The sequence below is a fragment of the Pseudomonas vranovensis genome (assembly GCF_040438935.1).
Lineage (GTDB): Bacteria > Pseudomonadota > Gammaproteobacteria > Pseudomonadales > Pseudomonadaceae > Aquipseudomonas > Aquipseudomonas vranovensis.
The window spans coordinates 3,553,989-3,579,089 of sequence record NZ_CP159259.1 but is presented as its reverse complement, the minus strand read 5'-3'; the positions used below and the strand labels follow the sequence as shown (position 1 = coordinate 3,579,089).

The window sequence follows — 25,101 nt, the reverse complement described above, 5'->3', positions numbered from 1 at the left end:
TTGGGGCGCCTCTGATCAAAAAGTGCGCAATTCTAGCGAGCGCAAAGTCACTTGACCAGCAGAAATGCGACGAACGCTCAGCTATGCTTCGCGGCGATGGGCCTGTGTTTGTCTCAAGAGTCTAGATTGCAGGAGTAATGGATGGTTCAGGCAAGCAATCAGGCAGAATCCGCGCAATCGGTGGCAAAGCCGATTGGCCTGCTGGTGGCTGCGGTGGGGGTAGTTTACGGCGATATCGGCACCAGCCCCTTGTACACCCTCAAGGAAGTGTTCTCCGGTGACTACGGTGTACCGGTGAACCACGACGGTGTGCTGGGCATCCTGGCCCTGATCTTCTGGTCACTGGTCTGGGTGGTCTCGATCAAGTACATGGTCTTCATCCTGCGCGCCGACAACCAGGGCGAGGGGGGCACCATGGCGCTCACGGCCCTGGCCAGGCGTGCCTCGGCGCCTTATCCCAAGCTGCGCGCGGTCATGGTGGTGTGCGGCTTGATCGGCGCGGCGCTGTTTTATGGCGACAGCATGATTACTCCGGCCATTTCGGTACTGTCGGCCGTGGAGGGGATGGAGCTGGCGTTCGATGGCATCGATCACTGGGTGGTGCCGGTGGCCTTGATCGTGCTGGTGGGCCTGTTTCTGATCCAGAAGCACGGCACAGCACGCATCGGTATTTTTTTCGGGCCTGTGATGGTTACCTGGTTCGTGGTCCTGGGGGCCCTGGGCGTACATGGCATCCTCCAGAGCCCTGAAGTGCTCAAGGCGCTCAATCCGATGTGGGCCGTGCGCTTCTTTATTGTCCATCCGGGCATGGGGGTGACGATCCTGGGTGCTGTCGTCCTGGCCCTGACCGGCGCCGAGGCACTGTACGCCGACATGGGCCATTTTGGCCGCAAGCCGATTGCCCGGGCGTGGTTCATCCTGGTATTGCCAGCCCTGGTGCTCAACTATTTCGGTCAGGGTGCCTTGCTGTTGCAGAACCCGGAAGCGGCGCGCAATCCCTTCTATCTATTGGCGCCAGGCTGGGCGTTGATACCGCTGGTCGGCCTTTCCACCCTGGCCACGGTGATCGCCTCCCAGGCAGTGATCTCCGGCGCCTTCTCCCTGACCCGCCAGGCGATCCAGCTTGGCTACGTGCCGCGCATGCAGATCCAGCACACCTCCAGTGACGAGCAGGGGCAGATCTACATCGGGGCGGTAAACTGGGCGCTGATGGTCGGCGTGGTCTTGCTGGTACTGGGCTTCGAGTCGTCAGGGGCGCTCGCCTCGGCCTACGGGGTGGCGGTGACTGGCACCATGTTGATGACGACGATTCTGGTGTCCACAGTCATGCTGTTGCTGTGGAAGTGGCCACCGGTGCTGGCGGTGCCCGTTTTGCTCGGCTTCTTGTTCGTCGACGGCCTGTTCTTTGCTGCGAACGTTCCGAAAGTGGTGCAGGGCGGGGCGTTTCCGGTGTTGGCGGGGCTAGCGTTGTTCGTGCTGATGACCACCTGGAAGCGCGGCAAGCAAATCCTGGTCGAACGTCTGGATGAAGGCAGTCTGCCGCTGCCACTGTTTATCGGCAGCATTCGCGTGCAGCCGCCGCACCGAGTCGAGGGCACTGCAGTGTTCCTCACGGCGCGCCCGGATGCCGTCCCCCACGCCTTGTTGCACAACATGCTGCACAACCAGGTCTTGCACAATCAGGTGGTGCTGCTGACGGTGGTCAGCGAAGACATGCCGCGGGTGCCGGCGCAGCAGCGTTTCGAGGTCGAGGCGTATGGTGAAGGGTTCTACCGGGTGCTTCTGCACTTTGGCTTCATGGACGAGCCCGATGTCCCAGCGGCGTTGAAGCTGTGCCATTTGGAGGGGCTGGATTTCAGTCCGATGCGAACCACGTTCTTCCTGAGTCGCGAGACGGTCATCCCTTCGCGTCTGGTCGGCATGTCCCATTGGCGGGCGATGCTGTTTGCGTTCCTGTTGAAGAATGCCAACGGCAACCTGCGTTTCTTCAACCTGCCGTTGAACCGGGTGATCGAGCTGGGCACCCAGGTCGAAATCTGATCGCAGAGGCGGGCTTGACCCGCGATGAGGCCTTCAAAGCCAATTCATCATCGCGGAGCAAGCCCGCTTCTACGTGAAGGTCAGTTTTGTGTGGCAACGCTGGTTTTGCCCTGGCGGTTCTCGATGTCGCCGATCAGGCGTTTGGCCAGGGCCGGGTAGTTTTCGTCGAAGTGATGCCCACCCGGCAGCTTCAGGCGCTCGCCGACAGCCGTGTGGTCGGTGCAGCCGCTTTCATCGGCTTCTTCCTCGCCATAGATACACACCACCTTGGAAGCTGGCAGCTTGGCCATTTCCGGTCCTGTAGGGGCCTCTTTGCCGGCATTGCCCAGCCAGCCCTCGACTTCAATCTCGAAGCTGCCACTGCGGGCAAAAGCCAGCAGGATCACCGCGTCGATACGCTGCTGGTCTTCGGCCGGCAGGCGATTGTAGATGGCCGGCAACACGTCGGCTCCGAAGGAGTAGCCGGTCAGCACAAAGCGCTTGGTGCCCCATTTTTGCCGGTAGTGCTGCATCAGCTCCGACAGGTCGATTGCGCTCTGCTCAGGCGTCTTGTGTTGCCAGTAGTAGCGCAGGGTGTCGATACCGACCACCGGGTAACCCAGCTTGGCCATTTCGCCTGCCACGTCGCGGTCAAGGTCTCGCCAGCCACCATCACCTGACAAGAACAGGGTGACCGTGTCGGTGGTCTGGCCGGCTGGGACCTCCACCACCGGGATGCTCATGGCGTTGCCGTCTTCACCCACCAGCGCCTGGGTCAATTGTGCCTTGAGAACCTGCGGCAGGTGAATGTCGTAGTCGCTGATACTGGTTTCGGCATTGGGCTGGTCGCGTACGAAGGCGGCACTGGCGTCATCCGGGTTGTCGTTCCAGGCCACGCTCCAGTGACCATGGGCGGCCGACTTGGGCAGAGGGGAGGTACAACCGGGGCGTTCGACGTTGAAATCCACCGAGATGGCCTGGGCCTTGTCGTTACTCTGGTTTGCCAGCCAGCTCCAGGCTTGTGCCGCACCCGGGCCGATACCTGCTACCAGGGTCGCAGGGCCATTGAGCTGTTGCAGGGCTTGCTGCAGGGCGGTTTGCTGCAAGGCGCAATCGGCTGGGGGCAGAATGACCTGGACCATCTGCGCTTCGCCACTCTGGCTGAGATTCAGCAGTTGTTTGTCCGTGAGGGCCTGGTCCTGTGGAACGGCAATGGCGACGAGGGCCTTGGCACGCGAGCCAGGGCTGACCCGGGTCAGGCCGCTGCCATCACTCAAGGCCAGGTGCTCAAGACTGGGCTCGGGCGCCGGGCGCGTCCATAACCAGAAGACCAGGGCGGAAGCGAGCAGACCCAGGGTCAGAATTACCAGAAGGTACAGCCAGTAGCGTCGAATCATCAGCGTTTCACCAATCCGGTCAGGCCGCCTGCGATCAGGGCGGCAGTATCGGCCAGTGCCACCAGTGGATCGAGTCCGGCAGGCACGGCCATGTAGCGGGGTTCCCAGTCGGGCTGGAATTTGTCCTTGAAGCGGCGCAGGCCCTGAAAGTTGTAGAGCTGTTCGCCTCGCTGGAACACCATCGAGCCCAGGCGTTGGGTCAGCGGGGCGCCACGGCGTGGTTGCAGGCCCGACAGGGGCACCATGCCCAGGCTGAAACGGGCATAGCCCAGGGTCTTATAGTGTTGGATCAGGCCGACCATCATGAACTCCATGGTCAGCTTCGGAGCCTGAGGGTGGGCGCGCATCAGGTCGAGGCTGGCCAGCTCCCGGCTGTGGGTTTCCAGCAGGTTGGCAAAGGCCACCGGGCGTCCCTCGAAGCGGATCAGTGCGATGCGAAAGTGCTGTAGGTACTCGGGGCTGAAGCGGCCGAGGGAAAAGCCTTTCTCGCGTACGTTCTTGCCGCTCAGCCAGGCATCGGAGATCGCCTTGAGTTCTTCGAGCGGTGCTTGCCCCGGCTCATGTACTTCAAGGCTCAGGCCGTCGCGCCCGCCGCGATTCCAGGTGTAGCGCAAGTCCTTCATCTCCTTGCCCTTGGCTTCCAGGTCAAAACGGTTGAGGTCGACCCGGGCTTCCTCCCCCAACTTGATCGCGGTCAGGCCGATGTCCATGTAGAACGGCAAGTTTTCGGCGCGCACCTGATAGAACACGGGGCGGGCATGGTGGACGTCGCACAGGTCGCGAAACTGCCAGATCATTTCGGCGCGTTTGTGGGGCGGGCCGATCGGGTCGTACAGGGCGACCAGGCTGCGGCCGCGCCGGGCATACATCAGGAAGGCATCGTCATCGGGGTGGAACAGCAGGGCCTTGTCGCCTGTCAGGGCCAGGCCGCCGTCGGGCTGGTCCGAGGCCTGCAGAATACGGCTGGCCCGTTGCAGCTCATCGACATTTGGCAAGTGGATCACCGGGCGTGCGGTACGCAGCAACCAGGTCAGTGCAACCACCACCAGCAGTACCGCGCTCCCCAGCGCCGAGCGCAGCCCGCGTGGCGCGTCGGCATCCAGGGTGAATTGCCACCACAGTTGATGACTGTAGGGCACGTCCTGATAAGCGAACAACAATAGCCAGATCGAGGCGCCAATGACACACGCGCTGGCGGCCAGGTAAACCGGTGAGAACGGCAGCTCCAGCAGGCGGCTGGGACGATAGAAAGAACGGCGAAACAAGGCCAGCAGGCACGCCGTGAATGTGAGGATGGTGGCTTCTTCCCAGTCGAACCCCTTGAGCAGCGAGAGCAGGGCGCCCACCAGCAGCAAGATGGTGGTCAGTATCCAGGCGGCAGACAGGCGTCGGCGCAGGCCTTGGGCCAGCAGGAGGCATAGCACGCCAATCAGGCTGGCGCCAAAGTGCGAGGCGTCAATCAGCCGGTGGGGGATAAGAAAGCCCAGGTGCTCCAGGCGCCCGTCGATTTCCGGCGTGGCGCCGGAAAACAGCAGGACCACGCCGGAGAGAAACACCAGCACCGCCAGCACTGGCGCCGCCAATCCGGAAGCAGCCTTGATGGCCTGGCGAGCAGCGATAAAGCGCTGGGCTTCATTCACCAGCAGTACTACGCAGGCCAACAGCAATGGCATGACCACGTAGATCAAGCGGTACAGCAACAATGCGGCAGCCAGCGGCGCTGCGCCAAGCTGATCGGCGAAGGCGGCCAGAAGGATCGCTTCAAACACCCCGACGCCCCCTGGAACATGGCTGAGCACGCCAGCGGCCAGAGCCAGCAGGTACACCAGCAAGAAGGCACCGAAGGGCGGCGCTTCAGGCAACAGCAGGTACAGCACGGTCGCGGCAGCGGCAACGTCCAGGGCAGTGATGAGTAGTTGCAAGAAGGTCAGGCGGGTGCCTGGCAGGCTCAAGGTGCGTCGCCCAACGCGTATCAGCAGGCTGTCTGCCCGAGGTTGTTCCGGCAGGCGCCGGCGATAGAGGCCGTAAACCAACAGTGCTGCCAGGCCCAGGACCGACAGTGCAATGCTGGCCAGCAGGGGCTGGGGGACGTGCAGTGCGATAGAAGCCGCGGGCAGGTTGCTCAACGTCGCCAGGGCGGCCAGTGGTGGTAGCGCGCAGCCCAGAGACAAGCTGGCGAACAGGGTCATGCGCGCAACCTCGGTCGCACCGACACCTTGGCGGGCGTACAGCCGATAGCGCACCGAGCCACCTGAGAGCAGGGACAAGCCAATGGCGTTACCAATGGCAAAGGCGCTGAAACCGCCCATGATCAGTGTTCGAGTGGGTAGATCGACAGCGGCGTAGCGGCTGGCCGACCACTCATAACCCAGCAGGATAATGAAGCCAACGAACGTTGCCAGCACTGCCCCGGCCAGGGCAGTGGAGGGGACGCTGAGCAGCGAGTCATGCAGGGCGTAAATGTCCAGCTCGCTGAGCAGGTGACGGCAGGCGATAAGCGCAATGGTGAACAGCAACAAGGTGACCGCCAGGCCAATGGGTTGCCGGTAGCGGCTCAAGCGGTCGAGCCAGCGCAGGTGCTGGATGGCATTAGGCAATGCAGTGGTGACGGGGGCTTCTGTTTCAGGCGTTTGGGTGCGCATCAATCACCTCGTGGGTGGTGAGCGCCAGGATGAACGTATCCAGCCAAGGTACCAATCCCTATGGAAAGTAGTGGCCGCTATGATCGGGCCGCTGCCTGCATTGAGGATAGTTAAAGAATATTTATGTTGTCGCTGGAAAGGGGCTGAATCGCAGATGCAAAAAAGGCCACTTTTTTCAAAGTGGCCTTTTCTTTTGTTTGGTTGCGGGAGCCGGATTTGAACCGACGACCTTCGGGTTATGAGCCCGACGAGCTACCAGACTGCTCCATCCCGCGTCTGATGTGGCGGATTCTACAGCGTTTGGCAAAGCTGTCAACGCTTAATTGTTGATTTACAATAATTTTATGCCTGGGCACTTTCTTCAGGCAAAGAAAAAGGCCACTCGTTAGAGTGGCCTTTCTTTGAATCTGGTTGCGGGAGCCGGATTTGAACCGACGACCTTCGGGTTATGAGCCCGACGAGCTACCAGGCTGCTCCATCCCGCGCCTGTGAGATGAGATTCTACAGTTATTCGCTGGGGTGTCAAGCACTGATTCAAAGAAATCCTTTTTTCTTCAAATGCTTAGCGCTGTCTCTGGGTGCTGGAGGGCAGCTGCGCCGTGGCTTGCAGAGTGAAAATATGTATGTTTATCCAGTGCCTGTGGTGCGTTGGGCGTATCGGAGTGAGATACTGCCTACATAACCTTCTAACTGTGCCTACGATAGACGATGTCCCAGCGCAAGATCATCCACATAGATTGCGACTGCTTCTATGCCGCCATTGAAATGCGCGACGACCCGCGTCTGGCCGGGCGTCCGTTGGCAGTGGGGGGATCGGCTGAGCGGCGTGGGGTCATTGCTACCTGCAACTATGAAGCGCGTGCCTATGGCGTGCGTTCAGCGATGTCGTCCCGGCATGCTCTCAATCTTTGCCCTGACCTGTTGATCGTCAAACCGCGCATGGATGCCTATAAAGAAGCATCCCGCGAGATCCACACGATTTTCCGCGACTACACCGACTTGATCGAGCCCTTGTCGCTGGATGAGGCCTATCTGGATGTGTCGGACAGTTCATGGTTTGCCGGTAGTGCAACACGCATTGCGACCGACATCCGTCGCCGGGTGGCCCAGCAACTGCACATTACTGTCTCGGCCGGTGTGGCGCCGAACAAGTTCCTGGCCAAGATCGCCAGTGACTGGCGAAAACCCAATGGCTTGTTTGTGGTTACACCGGATCAAGTAGAAGACTTTGTTGCCGCATTGCCGGTCAGCAAACTGCATGGCGTGGGCAAAGTCACTGCGGACAAGCTTGGGCGCCTCGGAATTGTCAGTTGCCTGGATCTGCGGGACTGGACTCGTCTGGCCCTGGCCCGTGAATTTGGCAGTTTCGGCGAGCGGTTGTGGGGGCTAGCGCGAGGAGTCGATGATCGCCCGGTGCACAACGACAGTCGTCGGCAGTCGGTGAGTGTCGAGAACACCTACGACACAGACTTGCCCGACCTGGCCAGTTGCCTGGAGAAATTGCCTGAGCTGTTGGAAACCCTGGCAGGGCGCATGGCCCGTATCGACGACAGTTACCGCCCGGGCAAGCCGTTCGTCAAAGTGAAGTTTCACGATTTCACTCAGACCACCCTCGAGCAAGCCGGGGCAGGGCGGGACCTCGGCAGTTACCAATTATTGCTGAGCCAGGCGTTTGCCCGGGGTAGTAAGCCGGTACGGCTGTTGGGGATCGGCGTGCGCTTGCAGGATTTGCGTGGCGCTCATGAGCAACTGGAGTTGTTTGGCCGCGATTGAATAAAAAAACGCCAGCAAGCTGGCGTTTTTCAAGGTTGGGGTAACTCAGTGTACGCCTGGGTCGGCGACCAGGCGGCCGGCATCCTTGGTCAGGGACTGCAGAAACTCCTGCTGCAGTTCAGGATCGTTGCGCGTCAGCTCGATCAGGCTCTGCTCCAGTTCACTGGCTTCTTCTTCAAGGCCCAGTTCCGACAGTCGCTTGACCCGATGCACCCACTGGCTGACTTCATCGTCTTCCAGATCGTCGAAGATCAGGTCATGAGCTTCAACCAGCTTGCCGCGCAAAGCGCTGCTGATCAGCAGGCTGGAGTCACCGCGCACGTTATTGTCTTCATCGGCCACTTGCAGGTGCAGGGTGCCAATATGGGTCAGGTTCTGCTCGGTGAATGGACTGTCGAGCAAGTTCAGGTGCAGCACGCCATTGCGGTCGGTGGTCAGCGTATGGCTGACCTTGCCAGCCTTGACTTCGACCGGGCGGTCGCTCCACGGCAGGCTGGTGTATTCCTGGCGTTTGTCCTTCTGCACCTCGGTGATCCCGGCAAGGTTCTGCTGGGCGCGCCCGTTGGACTGGGTATTCATGAGCGGGTTAAGCCCGTCGACGCCATAGCTCAACCAGTCATGCGTCACGCTTTCAGGCAGGTTGCCCAAGGCGAAGATGTTGACCACGTTGGCGCCTACACCGGCGACCACGGCCACCGCGCCCAGGGGGATCTCGTAGACTTCCCGCCAGGGCTGGTAAGGCGTGTAGCGATCATAGCGACGCGTCACTTCGAACTCGGTAACTTCGAAGTTTTTCTGTTCGTTGATGCGCACACGCCGTTGCGGTAGCTCGAGTACCTTGGGGTCCCCGACATCGATCTGCAGGCTGTGTTCGAGCAGCTTGCGCTCGATGCGTTCCTCATGCTCGCTGCGCTGGGACATCTGGTTGGCGCAGCCGCTGAGCAACAGGGCGCCGCACAGTGCGGCGCCCCCCAGGGTAAAGGTACTTCGCTTGAACATGATTACTCTTGCGTTAGCTTAGCGGCGGATTCGGGCTTGCAGGAAGGACAGCACCTCGGCCAGTGGCAGCGGTTGCGCGTCACGCTCCTTGCGGTGCTTGTATTCCAGGTTGCCTTCGGCCAGGCCGCGATCGCTGATCACGATCCGATGTGGAATGCCGATCAGTTCCATGTCGGCAAACTTGATCCCTGGGCTGGTTTTCTTGTCGCGGTCGTCCAGCAGTACTTCGAAACCGGCGGCGGTCAGCTCGGCATAGAGCGTATCGGTGGCTTCGCGAACCTGTTCGGTTTCGTAGCGCAGCGGAACCAGGGCGATCTGGAACGGCGCCAGAGTGTCACTCCAGATGATGCCGTTCTCGTCGTAGTTCTGCTCGATGGCGGCAGCCACCACGCGGGATACGCCAATACCATAGCAGCCCATGCTCAGGGTTACCGGCTTGCCGTTCTCGCCCAGTACCTGGCACTTGAGTGCTTCGCTGTACTTGGTGCCCAGCTGGAAGATATGCCCGACTTCAATGCCGCGCTTGATCACCAGGGTGCCCTTGCCGTCCGGGCTTGGGTCGCCTTCAACGACATTGCGCAGGTCGGCAACTTCAGGAACGGGCAGGTCGCGCTCCCAGTTGACGCCAAAATAGTGCTTGTCGTCGATGTTGGCGCCGATACCGAAATCGCTCATCAGTGCTACGGAGCGGTCGATAATGCAAGGCAGTGGCAGGTTCAGCGGGCCGAGGGAGCCTGCGCCGGCGCCAATGGCGGTACGCAGCTCTTCGTCGGTGGCCATGACCAGCGGGCTGGCAACCTGTGGCAGGTTGGCGGCCTTGATTTCGTTCAGTTCGTGGTCGCCACGGACGATCAGGGCAATCAGCTTGCCTTCTTCAGCCGCGCGGACGATCAGGGTCTTGACGGTCTTCTCGACCGGCAGACCGTAATTTTCCACCAACTGGGCGATGGTCTTGGCATCGGGGGTATCGACCAGGCGTAGTTCTTCGGTCGGCGCAGGGCGCACGGTTTCCCGAGGGATCGCTTCGGCTTTCTCGATATTGGCGGCGTAGTCGGAGCTGTCGCTGAAGATCACATCGTCTTCACCGGACTCGGCCAATACATGGAATTCGTGGGAGTAGCTGCCACCGATGGAGCCGGTGTCTGCTTGCACCGGGCGGAAATCCAGGCCCAGGCGGGTGAAGACATTGCTGTAGGCCTGGTGCATGCGGTCGTAGGTTTCCTGCAGGGAAGCCTGGTCGGCATGGAAGGAGTAGGCGTCCTTCATGATGAACTCGCGGCCACGCATCAAGCCAAAGCGTGGACGGATTTCGTCGCGGAATTTGGTCTGGATCTGGTACATGTTCAACGGCAGCTGTTTATAGCTGTTGAGCTCGTTGCGGGCCAGATCGGTAATCACCTCTTCGTGGGTCGGGCCCACGCAGAAGTCGCGACCGTGACGGTCTTTCAGGCGCAGCAACTCAGGACCGTACTGCTCCCAGCGGCCAGACTCCTGCCACAGCTCGGCAGGCTGGATGCTGGGCATCAACACTTCCAGTGCACCGGCGGCGTTCATTTCCTCGCGCACCACCGTTTCGACCTTGCGCATCACCCGAAGGCCCATCGGCAGCCAGGTATAAAGGCCGGAGGCGAGTTTGCGGATCATGCCGGCGCGCAGCATGAGCTGGTGGCTGATCACCACCGCGTCGGACGGGGTTTCTTTCTGGGTAGCGAGCAAATATTGACTGGTGCGCATGGTAGGCCGTTGTCGGTTGCTTAGACTTTAAATGACCCCGCATTGTACGGGGGCGATTCGGTGGCGTACAGGATGCCGGAGCACGAAGGTGTTGTCAGCCCGAATCGAGACAAGAAAAAGCCCGGCGGTGCCGGGCTTCTTCGTACTGAGGATACAGAAAGCCCAGGGCTTACAGGATGCTCAGTGGGTACTCGACGATCAGACGCAGTTCGTCGATGGACGGCGAGCCGTAGTAAACGCCGTCTGCGGAGCGGTAGGTAGCCTGACGGACGCGGAAGCTCAGGTCCTTGGCTGGGCCTTCTTGCAGGACGTACTTGGCCTCGATGTCGCGTTCCCATTCCTTGCCGTTGGTGGTGCCTTCGACGTTGGCGCCTTCACCGGTAACGTAACGGGCCATGAAGCTCAGGCCTGGTACGCCGTAGCTGGCCATGTTCAGGTCGTAGCGAGCCTGCCAGGATTTTTCGTCTTCGGCGTTGAAGTCGGAGCGGGCCACGGAGTTGGCCAGGAAGATGGTGCCGCCACCATCCACGCCGTAGGCGTAGTCGCCGTCACCGGTAATTTGCTGGTGGGCAATGGTGAAGGTGTGGGCGCCGATGTTGTAGGCAGCCGAGAGGCTGTACGCCTGGTTGTCCAGCTCGGTTTCACCGTCAAAGGTGCGAACCTTGCCATCACCGTCGCTCTTGGTGTCATAGAAGTTGACGTCGAAGACCAGGCCTTGATCATCGCTGATAGGCAGTGCCCAGTTGATGTTGGCGTAGTACTTGCGCCAGTAGTCTTCTACTTTCGAGTAGTAGAGGCTGGTGCTCAGGTTGTCGGTGAAGGCGTAGGTACCGCCGAACACGTCAGCCTTGGTCAGGTGCAGGCTGTCGCGGAAGGTCTGGGCTTGAGCGTTCAGGCCGGTGAAGTGACCAGCGTGCAGGGTCAGGCCTTTGATCTCATCCATGGTGATGAGTGCGCCTTCGGCAACTTCTGGCAGCAAGCGGCTGTCGTCAGTGGCCAGGACCGGCAGGGCGGTGAATTGGTTACCGACTTTCAGGACGGTGTCGGAGATGCGCAGTTTGACCGCGCCGCCACCCTCGGAGTAGTCATCTTGCGAGCGACCGTCGGAGCCTTCAGGGAACAGGCCGGTGCCGGCGCGACCCTTGCCGCTGTCCAGTTTCAGGCCCAGCATGCCGATGGCGTCGACACCGAAGCCGACGACGCCTTGGGTGAAGCCCGACTCGTAGGTGCCGAGGAAGCCTAGGCCGGTTTCTTCTACGCGGCTTTGCGAACCGTTAGGAACGTTGCGGAAGTCACGGCTGAAATACAGCATGCGGGTTTTGACATTGAGCTTGCTGTCTTCGATAAAACCTTTGGACTCATCCTGAGAGGAGGCCACAGCCATCTGCGAGGTGCCTGCTGCAACAGCCAGGGCGATAATGCTCCACTTCATCACGCGCATCGTGATTTGCTCCTTTGGTTTTTAGGAAGAGTACTGCCGTCGCCGATTGGTTTTTTTATGCGGCGCGGCTCTTTCTTTTTGTGTCGGCGGAAATGTATATCACGCAGACTGTTGTTTGCGATATGGGGAGAAAGATCCTTTCGGTAACTTTACGGTCATGTCGCTAACTGTTATGTCCCTGTCGCAAATTACGTCCCGAGTTTACGGGTCGTACAACTCCAGCGCTGTTCCGGACGGCATAGGGGTAGGCCAGAACACGCTATCCCCCGATTCCCGAACTCCCTGGCTCACCCATGCAGCTGTTGTTATTTGTCGCGCTCCACCGCAGCGATGCAGGTGTCGTGCCGACTGTGGCGGATGAGAAAGCAATAACCGTGCTCAAAACGTGGGGTGGTTCACGAAATTTTCACTTCGATCGCGCAGGTGGTCGGAGAACCCCCGTAAAACCGGGGGCTAAGAACCTTTGGTTCGATCGGAGGGTCAGCGCTGGAATAAGCGAAAAAGTTGCCTTGAAGGTCAAAGCGTTACCGGGGTGGGTGGGGGCTGAGTAGTTTGCGGATGCTTTGCAAGCTTGATGGTGCCGATCGGCTTCATTTTGGTGCGAAAAGTAGCGCTTCGTAACCGGCTGGGTCGTTACCCTGCTCTTTGGAGGCGGAAAGAGAAGGGCTGGGCGTGTGAACCAAAGCAGTGCAGTGCATTTTCAATGGCAGGTCGGCAATGCTCTGGCGAGCGATCGGAGGTATCCTGCAGCTAGCGGTCTGCAGCACAGGTCAGGTGCGAGTGGGCAAGGTATTAAACAGTTGTAGGAGATTTATCTGTGTTTGTTATGGATCCGCGTCTGCAGGAAGACACCTTCGTTCTGGGGGACTTTCCCCTTAGTCGTCTATTGCTGAGCAAGGACGCCAACTATCCATGGTTTATTCTGGTGCCGCGTCGCGCTGACATCAGTGAATTGTTTCAACTTGATGACCACGACCAGCGACAACTCTGGAGCGAAACTACTGCCTTGGCCGAAACCCTCAAGGACAGTTTTGCTGCCGATAAGATGAACGTCGCAACACTGGGTAATGTCGTCAGCCAATTGCATATGCACGTTATTGTGCGTCGACGTAATGATCCGGCCTGGCCCGCACCTGTGTGGGGAAACAAGCCGGCGATTGCTTACACCGCCCAGCAGGTCGCGGACATTCGCCAGCGTCTGAAAACGGTGCTGGATGATGACTTCACGTTTGCCGAGGAGTGAATCATGACGCTTGAAACGCGGATAACCGAGCTGGAAAGCCGTCTGGCCTTTCAGGACGATACGCTGCAGGCTCTCAATGATGTTCTGGTCGACCAGCAGCGAGTGGTGGAGCGCCTGCAATTGCAGATGGCGGCACTGCTCAAGCGCTACGAGGAAATGGTCGGGCAGTACCAGAGCAGCGAAGAAGAGGCGCCGCCGCCTCATTATTAAGAGGGGGAGAGGCAAGTACAAAAAAACCGCGGTCGCTCAGGCGCCGCGGTTTTTTGTTTGCTGCGGATCAGCGCCTCGGGGCGGCGATTACATCTTCGGCTTGCAGGCCCTTGTCACGGTTCATGACCGAGAACTCCACGCGCTGGCCTTCGACCAGGACGCGGTGGCCCTCGCCACGAATGGCGCGGAAGTGAACGAAGATGTCATCGCCCGAATCGCGGGAGATGAAGCCAAAGCCCTTGGATGTGTTGAACCACTTCACCGTGCCGGTATCGCGGTTGCTCATGTCGTACTGGGTGTGTTGATTGCGGGCAGTGCCGGTTTTGATGAATGCAGCGGCCAAGTGGAGTAATACCGCAAGTACGGTGCAGGCAAGCGCTGGCAGGTTGCCCAGTTCCGGGCGGGCCAGCAGGGTCAGGGTCTGCAGGACGACAGCGATGACCAGCAGGGCGCTGGAAAGGCGTTGCAGGTGCAGGCGGGCGCCTTTGTAGTGCTGGGGGACAACGGGGGCAAGCACCAGGTTGAGCAGGCCGAAAAGTGCCAGGTAGACAGCTTCCGGTTGCTGTAGGAGTGTTACGGCATCAGCTCTGAGGCTGGGTATGAAGGACAGCAGCAATGCTGCAGCGCCCGTCAACAGGTGGACGATCTTGAACATGTTGGTTGGCTCACATTGATAAGGCAGATCACAGGAAGAGCTGACGTCACGGCGCGCGTTGGGTGTAAGAAGCGCAAAAACGTGAGAAGAAGGCCAGCCTATGCGCCCCTGCACTGACAATCCTCAGGGGCGGCACGTTGCCTATTTAACAGCAAAGGCCAAGGCTTCTCAAATGATCGGCAAGCCGCGTGTCGCTTGGCCTTGGCCGGAGTGTCGGCAACCTGCTGCACTGTGACGCAGGTGGGAGGCTGCAGGGGGTGGCTAGTCTTGATACAGTGGGGGCACCTGCTTGATGATCAAGCATCATGGAAAGGGGAATGATATGGCAATTGATATCGGTATAAGCGAAGAAGATCGCAAGTCCATCGTCGATGGCTTGTCGCGACTGTTGTCGGATACTTATGTTCTTTATCTGAAAACCCATAACTTCCACTGGAACGTGACCGGGCCTGCGTTTCGTACATTGCACTTGATGTTCGAAGAACAATATAACGAGTTGGCGCTGGCTGTGGACTCCATTGCCGAGCGCATCCGTGCCCTGGGCTTTCCGGCGCCAGGCGCCTATTCGATCTACGCGCGCTTGTCTTCCATCAAAGAGGAAGAAGGTGTGCCGGCTGCCAATGAGATGATCAAGCAACTGGTGGACGGTCAGGAGGCCGTAACCCGTACGGCCCGCAGCATTTTCCCGCTGCTCGACAAAGTCAGTGACGAACCCACCGCCGACTTGCTGACCCAGCGCATGCAGGTGCATGAAAAAACAGCCTGGATGTTGCGCTCGTTGCTCGAAGACAAGTAATAGAAGCACGTTGTTGAAAAAGCGCCCGGACCGAACATCAGGTTCGGGCGTTTGACAGTGAAGGGGAAGGGTTTCTGCAGTTTCATTATTCCCGCTGTCTTGCTGAGTAATCCTACGGCGAGAGTGAGCAGGTCTGCTGGAATCAAACAGTGCGGCGGCGCTTTATTAGGGCGAACTCCTGAGTGGATGGATGTACTCGGGATGGTTTCCCTGTCAATCAAAGCGCGTGGTGCCAGCTATGTCTGAATGGATGAATCGTAACAAGCGTGTGGGTGGAGCCGGCGAGGAAGGTGTCGATCCGTTCGATGCAGGCTTCAACATGAGCCTGGCGCAGCCACTGTCCCGCTCGGTGCGCTTGAATGGGTTTTCCACCTGCCTGCGCCTCGAACAAGTCTACTGGCGGATCCTGGAGCGCATCGCCGAAGCCAACCAGTGCTCGGTCAGCGCCGTGCTGTCCTACGTGGATCGGGAGGTGCACCTGCGTCATGGCGGGGTAAAAAATTTCAGCGGCCTGATCCGAGTGGTCTGCGTGGCCCATCTGCTGGGGGCGCAAGTGACACGCTAGTCAGTGCCGGGCTGCACAGCACTCCTTAACCATATATAATCCCGCGCTTTACTGCCTGAACCAGCCTGTGCTGTGGTTAACGAGACGCGCCTATGCCCATGTACGACTATCAATGTGCTTCCTGTGACCACCATATGGAAGTCCTCCAGAAGATCAGCGCCGCGCCGTTGACCGATTGCCCGGCGTGCCAGAAGCCCGAGCTCAAGAAGCTGATTTCTGCCCCGGGTTTTCGCCTGGGGGGTACAGGTTGGTACGAAACCGATTTCAAGACCGGTGCCAAGAAGAACCTCGCAGGCGGCGACAAGGCTGACTGAGTTGAATTGCACCGGCAGGGTCTTGCACTATTAGCCCTTTGTGGCGCCAAGGCCTCCACTGAACATACGAATGACGAGAAGCGAAACCACCATCATGATGCGCAGCCATTATTGCGGCCAACTGAACGAGAGCCTGGAAGGTCAGGAAATTACCCTTTGCGGATGGGTCCACCGTCGCCGCGACCACGGCGGGGTGATTTTCCTCGATATCCGTGATCGCGAAGGCATGGCCCAGGTCGTCTTCGATCCGGACCGCGCAGACAGCTTCGCCGCTGCCGACCGCGTGCGCAGCGAGTACGTGGTGCAGATTACCGGCAAGGTGCGTCCGCGTCCGGCGGGTGCGGTGAACGCCAACATGGCTTCCGGTGCCATCGAAGTGCTGGGCTACGAACTGACCGTGCTGAACGAGGCGGAAACCCCGCCGTTCCCGCTCAACGAGTACTCCGATGTCGGCGAAGAGACCCGCCTGCGCTATCGCTTCATCGATCTGCGTCGTCCGGAAATGGCCGAGAAGCTGCGTCTGCGCTCGCGGATCACTTCCAGCATCCGTCGCTACCTCGACGAAAACGGCTTCCTGGACGTCGAAACGCCGATCCTCACCCGTGCTACCCCTGAAGGTGCGCGTGACTACCTGGTGCCTAGTCGTACCCACGCCGGCAGCTTCTTTGCCCTGCCGCAATCGCCGCAGCTGTTCAAGCAGTTGCTGATGGTCGCCGGCTTTGATCGCTACTACCAGATCGCCAAGTGCTTCCGTGACGAAGATCTGCGTGCCGACCGTCAGCCGGAATTCACCCAGATCGACATCGAGACCAGCTTCCTCGATGAGTCGGAGATCATGGGCCTGACCGAAAACATGATCCGCAAGCTGTTCAAGGAAGTCCTGGACCTGGAGTTCGGCGAGTTCCCGCACATGACCTTCGAAGAAGCCATGCGCCGCTACGGTTCCGACAAGCCAGACCTGCGCATTCCGCTGGAGCTGGTCGACGTTGCCGATCAACTCAAGGATGTCGAGTTCAAGGTCTTCAGTGGCCCGGCCAACGATCCGAAATGCCGCGTTGCCGCCCTGCGTGTGCCTGGCGCTGCCAGCATGCCGCGCAGCCGCATCGACGAGTACACCAAGTTCGTCGGCATCTACGGTGCCAAGGGTCTGGCGTACATCAAGGTCAACGAGCGTGCCAAGGGCGTCGAGGGCCTGCAGTCGCCAATCGTCAAGAACATCCCTGAAGCCAACCTCAATGTGATCCTCGATCGTGTTGGCGCGGTCGATGGCGACATCGTGTTCTTCGGTGCCGACAAGGCCAAGATCGTCAGCGAGGCGCTGGGCGCCCTGCGGATCAAGGTCGGCAACGACTTCAACCTGCACACTTGCGAGTGGGCACCGATGTGGGTTGTCGATTTCCCGATGTTCGAAGAGAACGACGACGGCAGCTTCACCGCATTGCACCACCCGTTCACGGCGCCGAAGTGCAGCCCCGAAGAGCTGGAGGCCAATCCGGCCACCGCCCTGTCGCGTGCCTACGATATGGTCCTCAACGGTACCGAGCTCGGTGGCGGTTCGATCCGTATCCATCGCAAGGAAATGCAACAGGCGGTGTTCCGCCTGCTGGGCATCGAAGCGGCCGAACAGGAAGAGAAGTTCGGCTTCCTGCTCGACGCACTGAAGTTCGGTGCACCACCTCACGGTGGTCTGGCCTTCGGCCTGGATCGCCTGGTCATGCTGATGACCGGCGCGCAGTCGATTCGTGAAGTCATCGCCTTCCCGAAAACCCAGAGTGCTGCCTGTGTCATGACCCAGGCCCCAGGCCTGGTCGATGCCAAGGCTCTGCGTGAGTTGCACATCCGTCTGCGCGAACAGCCCAAGGCTGAATAAGCGGACCCCGGGCGCATCCACATGGATGCGCCTTTGCGTTCAGCTGTACAGATTTCATGGTTCCTGCCCGGCGTCATGTCGAGCAGGTGCGTAGCATTGTTTCAAAGGATTCGGAGTGCGTTATGGCTGGTCATTCCAAATGGGCAAACATCAAGCACCGCAAGGAGCGTCAAGACGCCAAGCGGGGCAAGATCTTCACCAAGTGGATTCGTGAGCTGACCGTCGCCGCCAAGCAGGGCGGTGGCGACCCAACCTCCAACCCGCGGCTGCGCCTGGCCCTGGACAAGGCCTTGGGTGCCAACATGAGCCGCGACATCATCGACCGGGCGGTTGCCCGTGGTGCTGGCGCGACCGAAGCCGACAACGTCGAAGAACTCAGCTACGAGGGCTACGGCCCAGGTGGTGTGGCGATCATGGTCGAGGCCATGACCGACAACCGCAACCGTACGGCTGCTGCCGTGCGTCATGCGTTCAGCAAGTGCGGTGGCAACCTGGGGACGGATGGCTCCGTGGCTTACCTGTTCGAGCGCAAGGGGCAGATATCCTTTGCCGCTGGCATCGATGAAGACGCGCTGATGGAAGCGGCCATGGAAGCCGATGCCGATGACGTGGTCAGTAATGATGACGGCTCGTTCGATGTCTTCACCTCGTTTGCCAGTTTCTATGCCGTGCGCAATGCACTGGAAGAAGCCGGTTTCAAGGCGGCGGACGCGGAGATCGTGATGCAGCCGACTACCAGTGCCGAACTGGACCTGGACGGCGCGCAGAAGGTGCTCAAGCTGATCGACATGCTTGAGGACCTCGACGATGTGCAGAACGTCTACTCCAACGCCGAGATTCCCGACGAAGTGATGGAAAAACTCGGCTAAGGTACAGCCCTGGCTGGTTGGAAGCCGGGCCCGCCTGCAGTTGCGATGCGACTGCAAGCGGGTCCGGCTTCTGTCTTTGGAACGACGCCTACAGGCGTCAATGGATACGCAGGCGATATGACTCTGATTCTTGGCATCGACCCCGGCTCGCGCATCACCGGTTACGGTGTGGTGCGCCAGGGGGCGCGGGGCTGCGAATACGTGGCTTCCGGATGCATTCGGACCGGCAGCGGCGAGTTGCCCGAGCGCTTGCAGATCGTGTTTCGCGGCGTGCGCGAAATCATTCACCAGTACGGCCCGGTGACCATGGGCATCGAACGCGTGTTCATGGCGCGCAACGCCGACTCGGCGCTCAAGCTCGGCCAGGCCCGCGGCGCGGCGATCGTCGCGGCTGTCGAAGAAGGGCTGGAGATTGCCGAATACAGTGCGACACAGGTCAAGCAAGCGGTTGCCGGCACTGGTGGGGCCAACAAGGAACAAGTGCAAATGATGGTCATGCACCTGCTGAAACTGACCCAGAAGCCGCAAATTGATGCTTCCGATGCCCTGGCCATTGCCCTGTGCCATGCACACACACGCTCCAGCCTGGTGCCGCATGGCCTGGGCACTGCTCGTAGCCGCGGCGGACGCTTGCGGCTCTGATAGCATCATGCGTTGAAACAAATTTTGACCGGGCAATGCCTTCGGCCATTGCATTTGCTGTTAGGGTTGACCGGTTGTTTGCCGGCGCCCATGAGGAAGGACTGCAACGTGATTGGACGTTTGCGCGGAACACTGGCTGAAAAGCAGCCGCCGCACCTGATTGTCGATGTCAACGGCCTGGGCTATGAGCTCGAAGTGCCGATGACCACCCTGTATCGCCTGCCCAAGGTCGGTGAGGCGGTGACCTTGCATACCCACCTGGTGGTGCGCGAGGATGCCCACTTGCTCTATGGCTTCCATGAGAAGCGCGAGCGAGAGCTGTTCCGTGAGCTTATCCGGCTCAATGGCGTTGGCCCCAAGCTGGCCCTGGCGCTGATGTCGGGGCTGGATGTCGATGAGCTGGTACGCTGTGTCCAGGCACAGGACGCCTCGGCCCTGGTCAAGGTGCCAGGCGTCGGCAAGAAAACCGCAGAGCGCCTGCTGGTTGAGCTCAAGGACCGATTCAAGGCCTGGGAAACTTCACCGGCGATGTTCGCCCTGGTGCCGAACGGCCCCTCGCCGATTGCCACCGTATCCAGTGCCGAAGCCGATGCAGTGAGCGCCCTGATCTCGCTGGGCTACAAGCCCCAGGAGGCCAGCAAGGCGGTTGCCGCCGTTGACGCCAAGGGCTTGAGCAGCGAAGAGCTGATCCGTCGCAGCCTGAAGGGAATGATCTAAGTGATTGAAGCCGACCGACTGATAGCCGCCACCGGGCGTGACCGCGAAGAGGTCCAGGACCGGGCGATTCGTCCCCTGCGCCTGGCCGAGTACATCGGCCAGCCGGTGGTGCGCGAGCAGATGGCCTTGTTTATCCAGGCCGCCCGCGGGCGCAGCGAATCGCTGGATCACACCTTGATCTTCGGCCCGCCGGGGCTTGGCAAGACCACCCTGGCCAACATCATTGCCCAGGAAATGGGCGTCTCCATCAAAAGTACCTCGGGGCCGATTCTCGAGCGCCCGGGTGACCTGGCTGCCTTGCTGACCAATCTTGAACCCCATGATGTGCTATTTATCGACGAAATCCACCGGTTGTCACCGATCGTCGAGGAAGTGCTGTACCCGGCCATGGAGGATTTCCAGCTCGACATCATGATCGGCGAAGGCCCGGCAGCCCGCTCGATCAAGCTCGACCTGCCCCCCTTTACCTTGGTCGGCGCCACCACACGTGCAGGCATGTTGACCAACCCCCTGCGCGACCGCTTTGGCATCGTCCAGCGTCTTGAGTTCTATAACACCGAAGACCTGGCCACCATTGTCAGTCGCTCGGGCGGCATTCTTGGCTTGCCGATCGAAGATGATGGAGCTTTCGAGATCGCCCGGCGTGCGCGGGGTACGCCGCGAATTGCCAACCGCCTGCTGCGCCGTGTGCGTGATTTTGCCGAAGTACGTGGCAAGGGCCATATCACCAAGCCCATCGCCGACATGGCGCTCAACTTGCTGGATGTCGACGAACGTGGCTTCGATCATCAGGACAGGCGCTTGCTGCTGACCATGATCGAGAAGTTCGACGGCGGTCCGGTGGGCGTCGACAGCCTGGCGGCGGCCATCAGCGAGGAGCGCCACACCATCGAGGACGTGCTCGAGCCCTACCTGATCCAGCAGGGCTACATCATGCGTACGCCACGAGGGCGAGTTGTTACCCGCCATGCCTACCTGCATTTTGGTTTGAACATCCCCAATCGACTGGGCGAGTCGAGCAGCAGCGAAGGTTTTTCCGCCCAGACCGATGAATGACAGATTTATCCAGTGATTTTGTGGTCCTATCGGCTGGCATGGAAGGACCACGCTGGCAATACGACATAATCGATGAAAAAACAGTTGTCGGGGCGGATTGGCAAGCTGAGGAGTTAGCACTAGAGTATGCGCGCGCAAAATGGGCTTGAGCCGTTCGCACACCGTTGTCGGGTCTACTACGAAGATACCGATGCGGGCGGCGTGGTGTATTACGTCAACTACCTGAAATTCATGGAGCGTGCCCGCACCGAGCGGTTACGCGCACTGGGTTTTGCCCAGTCGGCATTGGCGCAGGAGAACCTGCTGTTCGTGGTCCACTCCAGCGAGGCGCGCTATCACGCGCCTGCGCGACTGGACGACGAATTGCGGGTCACCGCGCAAGTGCTTGAATTGAACCGGGCCAGTCTGCGTTTCGTACAGCAGGTCTGGCGCGAAAAAGATGCAACGCTGCTCTGCGAAGGGCAGTTCCTGGTGGCCTGTGTGCGCGCCGATACTTTCAAACCCCGGGCCATTCCCCCAGCGCTACGTACGGCATTTGCCGAGGCGGGCGATCCGGGTACTCATTCAAATGCAGGAGATTAAGCGTGGAAGCTAACGTCGTCGACCATACCTCCATGTGGAGCCTGGTCAGCAATGCCAGCATCGTGGTACAGCTGGTCATGCTGATTCTGGTTGCCGCATCGGTAACGTCATGGATCATGATTTTTCAGCGCAGCACCATGTTGCGCGCCGGTCGTCGAGCCCTGGACAGCTTCGAAGAGCGCTTCTGGTCGGGGATCGACCTGTCCAAGCTGTACCGTCAGGCCGGCAGCAACCCGGACCCGGACTCGGGTGTCGAGCAGGTCTTCCGCGCAGGCTTCAAGGAGTTTTCCCGTCTGCGCCAGCAACCAGGCGTCGATCCAGATGCGGTGATGGAAGGTGTTGGTCGCGCCATGCGCGTTGCCATCTCCCGCGAAGAAGAGAAGCTTGAGCAAAGCCTGCCATTCCTGGCCACCGTAGGTTCCACCAGCCCGTACATCGGTCTGTTCGGTACCGTGTGGGGCATCATGAACTCCTTCCGCGGCCTGGCCAGCGCCCAGCAGGCCACTCTGGCCACCGTGGCACCGGGTATCGCCGAAGCGCTGATCGCCACCGCCATCGGCCTGTTCGCCGCGATTCCAGCGGTTATTGCCTACAACCGTTTCGCTGCTCGCAGTGAAGTCTTGATCGGCCGTTACTACACGTTCGCCGACGAGTTCCAGGCCATCCTGCACCGTAAAGTGCACACCAGCGAAGAGTGATCAGGTAAAAGCCCATGGCCCGAGTTCGCCACAAACGCAAGCCGGTCGCCGAGATGAACGTGGTGCCATACATCGACGTGATGTTGGTACTGCTGGTCATTTTCATGGTGACCGCACCGATGCTCAACCAGGGCGTGAAGGTCGACCTGCCCAAGGTTTCCAGCGAAGCCTTGCCGCAGGACAACAACGTCCAGGTCCTGACCATTTCGATCAAGGCTGACAAGACCTACTTCTGGAACCTTGGCAGCGAAGTCGATACCGAAAAGCAGATGGACAAGGCCATGACCTTGCCGCAAATGACCGACGCCGTAACCAAGATCATTGCCGCCGGACGCGACCAGGGCAAACAGACCCAGGTTTTCATTCGTGGCGACAAGTCCGTTGACTACGGCGCGGTCATGGGTGCCATGGGCGGGTTGCAGAAGGCAGGTGTCGGTAACGTTGGCCTGATTACCGAGGCGCCCTGATGCAACAGCGAGAGCCATCCGCCTCGGAAAGCTATTTCTGGCCCAGTGTCTGGGCCATTGCGCTGCACGTCCTGGTGTTCGGCATGCTGTTCGTCAGCTTTGCCATGACCCCGGAGCTGCCGCCGGCCAAGCCTATTGTCCAGGCAACCCTGTACCAGCTGAAATCTAAAAGTCAGGCGACCACCCAGACCAATCAGAAGATTGCCGGGGAGGCCAAGAAGACGGCTTCGCGCCAGACCGAAGAAGAGCAGATGGAGCAGAAGAAGGTCGAGCAGCAGGCTGTGAAAGCTGCGGAACAAAAGAAGGAAGAGGCTGCTCAAAAGGCCGAAGAGGCCCGTGAGGCTGCCGAAGCGAAGAAAGCCGAGGAAGCGAAGAAGGTCGACGAGGCGAAGAAAACCGCCGAGGCCAAAAAAGCCGAAGAGGCGAAGAAGGCTGCTGAAAAGCAGCAGGCTGATATCGCCAAGAAAAAGGCCGAGGAAGAAGCCAAGAAAAAGGCTGACGAAGAGGCCAAGAAACAAGCGGCTGAAGAAGCCAAGAAGAAAGCTGCCGAGGACGCCAAGAAGAAGGCGGCCGAGGATGCCAAGAAAAAAACGGCGGCTGAAGAGGCGAAGAAGAAAGCCGCTGAGGACGCCAAGAAGAAAGCTGCAGCTGATGCGGCCAAGAAGAAGGCACAGGATGCAGCCCGCAAGGCGGCTGAAGACAAGAAGGCCCAGGCCCTGGCCGAGCTTCTGTCGGACACCACCGAGCGGCAGCAGGCACTGGCTGACGAGCAGGGCGACCAGGTGGCCGGCGACTTCGACGACCTGATCCGTGCACGTGCAGCCGAAGGCTGGGCACGTCCACCTTCTGCGCGCAAGAACATGACGGTGGTTCTGCAAATCGGCATGTTGCCCGATGGCACCATTACCTCGGTGAGCGTAGCCCGCTCCAGTGGCGATGGTCCGTTCGACAGCTCGGCCGTTGCCGCGGTCAAGAACATTGGCCGTCTAACCGAAATGCAGGGCTTGAAACCGAGCGAGTTCAATCCCTATCGTTCATTCAAGATGACTTTCACACCTGAGGATCTAGCCTTGTGATTAAACTTCTTCGAGGACTGCTGGTCGTTCTCTGCTGCGCAGCAGGGTTCGCCATGGCAGAGGAAAAGAACATTCTGGTCACCAGTGGCAGTGACCGGGCAACGCCTATTGCGGTCGTGCCGTTCGGTCTGCAGGGCGGTAGCGTGCTGCCGGAGGACATGGCGGATATCATCGGTAATGACCTGCGCAACTCCGGTTATTACTCGCCGATCCCGCGCCAGAACATGATCAGCCAGCCTAGCCAGGCCAGCGAAGTGATCTTCCGCGACTGGAAAGCCCTGGGCGCCCAGTACGTCATGGTCGGCAGCATCGTGCCAGCGGGCGGCCGCCTGCAGGTGCAGTACGCGCTGTTCAACGTCGCCACCGAGCAGCAAGTGCTGACCGGCAGCGTTTCGGGCAGCGTCGATCAATTGCGCGACATGTCGCACTACATCGCCGACCAGTCGTTCGAGAAGCTCACCGGCATCAAGGGTGCATTCTCCACCCGCATGCTGTACGTGACTGCCGAGCGCTTCTCCACCAACAACACTCGCTACACCCTGCAGCGTTCGGACTATGACGGCGCACGCGCCGTGACCCTGCTGCAATCGCGCGAGCCGATCCTGTCGCCACGTTTTGCCCCCGATGGCAAGCGTATCGCCTATGTGTCGTTCGAGCAGAAGCGTCCGCGCATCTTCGTTCAGCACATCGACACTGGCCGTCGCGAGCAGATCACCAACTTCGAAGGCCTCAACGGTGCGCCAGCCTGGTCGCCGGATGGTTCGCGCCTGGCGTTCGTGCTGTCCAAGGACGGCAACCCGGACATCTATGTGATGAACATGGGCTCGCGTCAGCTGTCGCGTGTCACTGCAGGTCCTGGCATCAACACCGAACCGTTCTGGGGTAAGGATGGCTCGACCATTTACTTCACTTCTGATCGCGGTGGCAAACCACAGATCTATAAAACCAATGTTTCGGGCGGCGGTGCCGAGCGTGTAACTTTCGTTGGTAACTACAACGCCAACCCTAAACTGTCGGCGGACGAAAAGACCCTGGTGATGATTCATCGTCAACAAGGTTTCACCAACTTCAAAGTGGCTGCGCAAGATTTGCAACGCGGCAGTGTAAAGATTCTCTCTGAAACAAGTCTTGATGAGTCCCCCACTGTTGCGCCTAACGGCACCATGCTAATCTACGCCACCCGCCAGCAGGGCCGGGGAGTCTTGATGCTCGTCTCTCTCAACGGACGCGTGAGGCTCCCGCTTCCTACCGCTCAAGGCGAAGTCAGAGAACCGTCCTGGTCCCCTTACCTGAACTGACGCGGCGCTTTACGTTTTACTTAACACATTGGGGTTCA

The 25,101-nt window shown here is 59.8% G+C and carries 23 protein-coding genes and 2 tRNA genes; 17 read left to right on the top strand and 8 right to left on the bottom strand.

Annotation, left to right across the window (positions count from 1 at the left end):
- The first annotated feature begins 141 nt into the window (after nt 1-141).
- Nucleotides 142-2,040 (top strand): potassium transporter Kup, encoded by a 1,899-nt coding sequence (locus tag ABVN19_RS16690; protein WP_105641157.1) that lies wholly within the window; start codon nt 142-144, stop codon nt 2,038-2,040.
- 80 nt (nt 2,041-2,120) lie between these two features.
- On the opposite strand, the gene ABVN19_RS16685 is transcribed toward ABVN19_RS16690, so the two are convergent.
- From ABVN19_RS16685 to ABVN19_RS16670, 4 genes are all read right to left on the bottom strand, one after another.
- On the bottom strand, nt 2,121-3,416 hold the full coding sequence (locus ABVN19_RS16685; RefSeq protein ID WP_028943055.1) for an AcvB/VirJ family lysyl-phosphatidylglycerol hydrolase: 1,296 nt from the start codon (nt 3,414-3,416) through the stop codon (nt 2,121-2,123).
- Entirely contained in the window at nt 3,416-6,058 is a 2,643-nt protein-coding gene (gene mprF / locus ABVN19_RS16680) for a bifunctional lysylphosphatidylglycerol flippase/synthetase MprF (protein WP_028943056.1), read from the bottom strand. The genes ABVN19_RS16685 and mprF overlap by 1 nt, the downstream gene beginning before the upstream one ends.
- 198 nt (nt 6,059-6,256) lie before the next feature.
- Nucleotides 6,257-6,333, bottom strand: a tRNA-Met gene (locus ABVN19_RS16675).
- Between the two features lie 133 nt (nt 6,334-6,466).
- A tRNA-Met gene (locus ABVN19_RS16670) sits at nt 6,467-6,543 on the bottom strand.
- Nucleotides 6,544-6,766: 223 nt separating this feature from the next.
- Here ABVN19_RS16670 and dinB point away from each other — a divergent pair.
- Nucleotides 6,767-7,831, top strand: a complete 1,065-nt coding sequence (dinB, locus tag ABVN19_RS16665; protein ID WP_028943057.1) for a DNA polymerase IV — start codon at nt 6,767-6,769, stop codon at nt 7,829-7,831.
- Nucleotides 7,832-7,876: 45 nt separating this feature from the next.
- Here the strand turns inward: dinB and ABVN19_RS16660 are convergent, their stop codons facing one another.
- The 3 genes from ABVN19_RS16660 to ABVN19_RS16650 form a co-directional block, all read right to left on the bottom strand.
- Nucleotides 7,877-8,830, bottom strand: a complete 954-nt coding sequence (locus ABVN19_RS16660) for a hypothetical protein (protein ID WP_028943058.1) — start codon at nt 8,828-8,830, stop codon at nt 7,877-7,879.
- Nucleotides 8,831-8,848: 18 nt separating this feature from the next.
- A complete protein-coding gene (locus ABVN19_RS16655) occupies nt 8,849-10,564 on the bottom strand; it encodes a proline--tRNA ligase (protein WP_028943059.1) in 1,716 nt (571 codons plus the stop codon).
- Between the two features lie 169 nt (nt 10,565-10,733).
- Nucleotides 10,734-12,005 (bottom strand): OprD family porin, encoded by a 1,272-nt coding sequence (locus ABVN19_RS16650; protein WP_028943060.1) that lies wholly within the window; start codon nt 12,003-12,005, stop codon nt 10,734-10,736.
- Between the two features lie 817 nt (nt 12,006-12,822).
- Here ABVN19_RS16650 and ABVN19_RS16645 point away from each other — a divergent pair.
- Together ABVN19_RS16645 and ABVN19_RS16640 are read left to right on the top strand one after the other, a co-directional pair.
- Entirely contained in the window at nt 12,823-13,248 is a 426-nt protein-coding gene (locus tag ABVN19_RS16645) for an HIT domain-containing protein (protein ID WP_105641156.1), read from the top strand.
- Between the two features lie 3 nt (nt 13,249-13,251).
- Nucleotides 13,252-13,458 carry a SlyX family protein gene (locus ABVN19_RS16640; protein WP_028943062.1) on the top strand — a complete coding sequence of 69 codons (207 nt, stop codon included), beginning with the start codon at nt 13,252-13,254 and terminating at the stop codon, nt 13,456-13,458.
- Between the two features lie 67 nt (nt 13,459-13,525).
- Here the strand turns inward: ABVN19_RS16640 and ABVN19_RS16635 are convergent, their stop codons facing one another.
- On the bottom strand, nt 13,526-14,113 hold the full coding sequence (locus ABVN19_RS16635; protein ID WP_028943063.1) for a cold-shock protein: 588 nt from the start codon (nt 14,111-14,113) through the stop codon (nt 13,526-13,528).
- Between the two features lie 322 nt (nt 14,114-14,435).
- Between ABVN19_RS16635 and ABVN19_RS16630 the strand changes: the two genes are divergently transcribed.
- The 13 genes from ABVN19_RS16630 to tolB all read left to right on the top strand — a co-directional run bounded on the left by ABVN19_RS16630 (nt 14,436) and on the right by tolB (nt 25,063).
- The gene (locus tag ABVN19_RS16630) at nt 14,436-14,909 is read left to right on the top strand and encodes a Dps family protein (protein WP_028943064.1); all 474 of its coding nucleotides are present in this window, start codon (nt 14,436-14,438) and stop codon (nt 14,907-14,909) included.
- 238 nt (nt 14,910-15,147) lie between these two features.
- Nucleotides 15,148-15,474: a ribbon-helix-helix domain-containing protein gene (locus tag ABVN19_RS16625; protein WP_036989604.1), complete on the top strand. Its 327-nt coding sequence runs from the start codon at nt 15,148-15,150 to the stop codon at nt 15,472-15,474.
- Nucleotides 15,475-15,566: 92 nt separating this feature from the next.
- Nucleotides 15,567-15,788, top strand: a complete 222-nt coding sequence (locus ABVN19_RS16620; RefSeq protein WP_028943066.1) for a zinc ribbon domain-containing protein — start codon at nt 15,567-15,569, stop codon at nt 15,786-15,788.
- Between the two features lie 94 nt (nt 15,789-15,882).
- On the top strand, nt 15,883-17,658 hold the full coding sequence (gene aspS, locus ABVN19_RS16615) for an aspartate--tRNA ligase (protein ID WP_028943067.1): 1,776 nt from the start codon (nt 15,883-15,885) through the stop codon (nt 17,656-17,658).
- 122 nt (nt 17,659-17,780) lie between these two features.
- A complete protein-coding gene (locus tag ABVN19_RS16610; RefSeq protein WP_028943068.1) occupies nt 17,781-18,527 on the top strand; it encodes a YebC/PmpR family DNA-binding transcriptional regulator in 747 nt (248 codons plus the stop codon).
- A gap of 117 nt (nt 18,528-18,644) precedes the next feature.
- Nucleotides 18,645-19,169 carry a crossover junction endodeoxyribonuclease RuvC gene (gene ruvC, locus ABVN19_RS16605; RefSeq protein ID WP_028943069.1) on the top strand — a complete coding sequence of 175 codons (525 nt, stop codon included), beginning with the start codon at nt 18,645-18,647 and terminating at the stop codon, nt 19,167-19,169.
- Between the two features lie 108 nt (nt 19,170-19,277).
- Nucleotides 19,278-19,886, top strand: a complete 609-nt coding sequence (ruvA, locus tag ABVN19_RS16600; protein WP_028943070.1) for a Holliday junction branch migration protein RuvA — start codon at nt 19,278-19,280, stop codon at nt 19,884-19,886.
- The gene (gene ruvB, locus ABVN19_RS16595) at nt 19,887-20,942 is read left to right on the top strand and encodes a Holliday junction branch migration DNA helicase RuvB (protein ID WP_028943071.1); all 1,056 of its coding nucleotides are present in this window, start codon (nt 19,887-19,889) and stop codon (nt 20,940-20,942) included.
- Nucleotides 20,943-21,068: 126 nt separating this feature from the next.
- Nucleotides 21,069-21,524, top strand: a complete 456-nt coding sequence (gene ybgC / locus ABVN19_RS16590) for a tol-pal system-associated acyl-CoA thioesterase (protein ID WP_051270482.1) — start codon at nt 21,069-21,071, stop codon at nt 21,522-21,524.
- Nucleotides 21,525-21,526: 2 nt separating this feature from the next.
- The gene (gene tolQ, locus ABVN19_RS16585; protein WP_010223192.1) at nt 21,527-22,222 is read left to right on the top strand and encodes a protein TolQ; all 696 of its coding nucleotides are present in this window, start codon (nt 21,527-21,529) and stop codon (nt 22,220-22,222) included.
- A gap of 14 nt (nt 22,223-22,236) precedes the next feature.
- Nucleotides 22,237-22,689, top strand: coding sequence for a protein TolR (gene tolR / locus ABVN19_RS16580; RefSeq protein ID WP_028943072.1), 453 nt, complete (start codon nt 22,237-22,239; stop codon nt 22,687-22,689).
- Nucleotides 22,689-23,765 carry a cell envelope integrity protein TolA gene (tolA, locus tag ABVN19_RS16575; protein WP_105641155.1) on the top strand — a complete coding sequence of 359 codons (1,077 nt, stop codon included), beginning with the start codon at nt 22,689-22,691 and terminating at the stop codon, nt 23,763-23,765. The genes tolR and tolA overlap by 1 nt, the downstream gene beginning before the upstream one ends.
- A gap of 53 nt (nt 23,766-23,818) precedes the next feature.
- The gene (gene tolB / locus ABVN19_RS16570; protein WP_051270484.1) at nt 23,819-25,063 is read left to right on the top strand and encodes a Tol-Pal system beta propeller repeat protein TolB; all 1,245 of its coding nucleotides are present in this window, start codon (nt 23,819-23,821) and stop codon (nt 25,061-25,063) included.
- The last annotated feature ends 38 nt before the right edge of the window (nt 25,064-25,101 follow it).

Coding starts and splice junctions, on each gene's coding strand:
- ABVN19_RS16690 (WP_105641157.1), top strand. CDS start 142: ATGGTTCAGGCAAGCAATCAGGCAGAATCCGCGCAATCGGTGGCAAAG.
- ABVN19_RS16685 (WP_028943055.1), bottom strand. CDS start 3,416: ATGATTCGACGCTACTGGCTGTACCTTCTGGTAATTCTGACCCTGGGT.
- mprF (WP_028943056.1), bottom strand. CDS start 6,058: ATGCGCACCCAAACGCCTGAAACAGAAGCCCCCGTCACCACTGCATTG.
- dinB (WP_028943057.1), top strand. CDS start 6,767: ATGTCCCAGCGCAAGATCATCCACATAGATTGCGACTGCTTCTATGCC.
- ABVN19_RS16660 (WP_028943058.1), bottom strand. CDS start 8,830: ATGTTCAAGCGAAGTACCTTTACCCTGGGGGGCGCCGCACTGTGCGGC.
- ABVN19_RS16655 (WP_028943059.1), bottom strand. CDS start 10,564: ATGCGCACCAGTCAATATTTGCTCGCTACCCAGAAAGAAACCCCGTCC.
- ABVN19_RS16650 (WP_028943060.1), bottom strand. CDS start 12,005: ATGCGCGTGATGAAGTGGAGCATTATCGCCCTGGCTGTTGCAGCAGGC.
- ABVN19_RS16640 (WP_028943062.1), top strand. CDS start 13,252: ATGACGCTTGAAACGCGGATAACCGAGCTGGAAAGCCGTCTGGCCTTT.
- ABVN19_RS16635 (WP_028943063.1), bottom strand. CDS start 14,113: ATGTTCAAGATCGTCCACCTGTTGACGGGCGCTGCAGCATTGCTGCTG.
- ABVN19_RS16630 (WP_028943064.1), top strand. CDS start 14,436: ATGGCAATTGATATCGGTATAAGCGAAGAAGATCGCAAGTCCATCGTC.
- ABVN19_RS16625 (WP_036989604.1), top strand. CDS start 15,148: ATGTCTGAATGGATGAATCGTAACAAGCGTGTGGGTGGAGCCGGCGAG.
- ABVN19_RS16620 (WP_028943066.1), top strand. CDS start 15,567: ATGCCCATGTACGACTATCAATGTGCTTCCTGTGACCACCATATGGAA.
- aspS (WP_028943067.1), top strand. CDS start 15,883: ATGATGCGCAGCCATTATTGCGGCCAACTGAACGAGAGCCTGGAAGGT.
- ABVN19_RS16610 (WP_028943068.1), top strand. CDS start 17,781: ATGGCTGGTCATTCCAAATGGGCAAACATCAAGCACCGCAAGGAGCGT.
- ruvC (WP_028943069.1), top strand. CDS start 18,645: ATGACTCTGATTCTTGGCATCGACCCCGGCTCGCGCATCACCGGTTAC.
- ybgC (WP_051270482.1), top strand. CDS start 21,069: ATGCGCGCGCAAAATGGGCTTGAGCCGTTCGCACACCGTTGTCGGGTC.
- tolR (WP_028943072.1), top strand. CDS start 22,237: ATGGCCCGAGTTCGCCACAAACGCAAGCCGGTCGCCGAGATGAACGTG.
- tolA (WP_105641155.1), top strand. CDS start 22,689: ATGCAACAGCGAGAGCCATCCGCCTCGGAAAGCTATTTCTGGCCCAGT.
- tolB (WP_051270484.1), top strand. CDS start 23,819: ATGGCAGAGGAAAAGAACATTCTGGTCACCAGTGGCAGTGACCGGGCA.